2 protein-coding genes and 1 pseudogene are annotated in these 2,004 nt (G+C 69.2%); all 3 read left to right on the top strand.

Annotated features, from left to right (window positions below; genetic code table 11):
- A pseudogene (locus tag J3S89_RS07370) lies at positions 1-229 on the top strand (helicase); the annotation flags it as partial.
- Positions 230-462: 233 nt separating this feature from the next.
- Entirely contained in the window at positions 463-1,425 is a 963-nt protein-coding gene (locus tag J3S89_RS07365) for a DUF3991 and toprim domain-containing protein (RefSeq protein WP_217926852.1), read from the top strand.
- Between the two features lie 134 nt (positions 1,426-1,559).
- Positions 1,560-2,004: DUF1419 domain-containing protein (locus J3S89_RS07360; RefSeq protein ID WP_217926851.1), on the top strand; the 445-nt coding region annotated here is incomplete at its 3' end.

Raw genomic sequence — 2,004 nt, 5'->3', positions numbered from 1 at the left:
GGGGGAGCCATCGAGCGGGGATCGGCCCCGCTCCGCGATGGAGCCCTTCCCCATGTCCCACGACCTCTCGCTCGCTCGGTCTCACGCTCTCGATCTCGCCCGCACCCTGATGGTCCCGGTCGTTCTCTTCCTGTCCGGAGCCGAATACGGCGTGCTGCCGGCCGACGAGATCGACGACGAAGACGACGTCGAGGTGATCCACGAATTCGATCCGTGGCGGGCTCATTGAGCCCGCATCTTCTTGCCGATGCCGCGAGCGCGGGCGCGGACGCAAGGGAGGCTTCGCCGCGGACCCTGTGGTGGACGCGCCGGCGAGCCGGCGCATCCCACTGATGCTCTCCTGCCGTCCGCGCCCTTGCCGGCCTTCCCGCGTCGCGGCCGGTGGATCGGGACCGGGGAGTTTCCCGGGAAGATTGGTCCGGCAAGAGAGGAGGCCCGGCGCCGCGCGCCGGCAGGAAACCGATGGAGAAGCACCAAATCGAAGACCTGCGGGAGCGGGTGACCTGCGCTGCCGTGCTGGAGGAGGCAGGCTTCGCGTTCGATCCGCGCGAGAGCACGCGGCGGGCGCTCAAATTCCGTCGGGCGGCCCAGATCGTCATCGTGATCCACGAGGGGAGGGGATGGTTCGATCCGCTCTCCGATGCGAAGGGCGACGTCTTCGCTCTCGTCGCCCATCTCCATGGGGAGAGTTTCCCCGAGGCGCTCGATCGGGTCGCCGGCCTCGTCGGCGTGACGACGAGTGGGCCGGTGTGGCGGCGTCCTCGGAGGGACGTCACGACCGACGTCTCGATCGCCGAGCGGTGGAAGGCTCGACGTGCGCCCTGGCCCGGTTCGACGACCTGGCGCTATCTCCGCGACGAGCGGGGGCTTTCGGAGCTCGTCCTCCGCGCGGCGATCCGGCAGGATCTGCTGCGCGAGGGGCCGAAGGGAAGCATGTGGGCGGCCTACACCGACGACGACGGTGTTCTCGTCGGTTGGGAAGAGCGCGGCTCTCGTTGGCGAGGCTTCTCGACCGGCGGGGAGAAGGTGCTGTTCCGATTCGGGTCGGCCGGAGCGTTACGGGTCTGCGTCACCGAGGCGGCGATCGACGCGATGAGCCTCGCCGATCTGGAGGGGGCGAGGCCGGACAGCCTCTACGTCGCGACCGGAGGCGGTTGGTCTCCCGCGACCGAGATCGCGTTGCACCGGCTCGCCTCTCGGCCGGAGACGTTGCTCGTCGCCGCGACCGACGCCGACGCTCAGGGCGAGATCTATGCCGAGCGACTTCGGACGATGGCCGAAGAGACCGGTTGCCGTCGACTGCGCCTGTCACCGGTGCAGCGGGACTGGAACCTGATGTTGCAGGAGAAGAAGGGTAGAGGGGAACGGTGGGAGGAATGGGCGGAGGGAGCCCTGCCGCCTGACCGTCGACCGCCTCGAGGGTGAAGCTTCGCCCGGCTTCGCCGGCCCTCGACCCGGCCGGCCGGCGAGGCGGCGTTGGGGGAGGGGTCAGGAAGGACCGAAGAGGAGGGCGTCCCGAGGGGATGGCCACGTTTCGGTCCACGAGCCGGAGAACCGCCATGATCCCGTCTTCCCCCATTCGCAAGGTGTTCGAGGGTGTCGCCGATCGACGCCAGATGTACCGCCTGTTCGACCGCCACGTCGGGCACCCGTTCCGATCGTCCGATGCCGGCGATCTTCATACCGGCGAGTGGTTCGAGATCGCCGAGGCCGACTACGACCACATGCTCGACCTCCTGCCGCCGCTGTGGATGCGCGGCGACATGTTCGCGCTCGCCGAATATCTGTCCGGCTCCGTCACCAGCATCTTCTTCGCGCTCACGATCCGGGGTCGCGTGCGCTGGTTCCACGGCTACTGCGATCTCGCCGACCGCGGTTCGCCGGATCGGATGCGCCGAGCGATCCTCGAGCGCGAGGCCCTGCCCGGTCGCGGGATGACCCGCGCGGAGTGTCTCGAACACATCTGGAGCGAGACCCATGACGCCTACCGCGGCCATGCCGGCG

Origin of the sequence: Pinisolibacter aquiterrae (genome assembly GCF_019160155.1) — a bacterium.
GTDB lineage: Bacteria > Pseudomonadota > Alphaproteobacteria > Rhizobiales > Ancalomicrobiaceae > Pinisolibacter > Pinisolibacter aquiterrae.
Note: the sequence above shows the minus strand (reverse complement) of the source record. Positions and strands in the feature narration are given on the sequence as shown.